Source organism: Bradyrhizobium sp. 25ACV, assembly GCF_054863005.1.
Window position 1 is genome coordinate 1 of sequence record NZ_JAVAYO010000141.1, and the last position, 262, is coordinate 262.

The 262-nt window shown below is 45.0% G+C and carries 1 protein-coding gene; it reads right to left on the reverse strand.

Going from position 1 to position 262, the window contains the following annotated elements:
* Positions 1 to 262 (reverse strand): SpoIID/LytB domain-containing protein (locus RAD04_RS38895; RefSeq protein ID WP_461627996.1); only part of this gene is annotated, 262 nt, incomplete at both ends.

Sequence of the window (262 nt, forward strand, 5' to 3'; positions counted from 1 at the left end):
ATCAGCTGGCATTTCCGAAGCGACGACACCGATCACATACTCTTCTAAGGGGATGTTTTCTACCTGTTGATGCGCTGAACGATAGACTGGAATGGAGACGGGTGATTGCTTCAATTTGACTGAACCTTTCACTTCTTTTTTTGCTGATGGTTCTGCTGCTACGTGTTGGCTGGCCGTTGGTTTTCCTTGGAACGTCGGCAACACGAGTAAGGTTGGAATCATTAAAATGATGATGCATATTCCTGCGATTGTCCATATCATT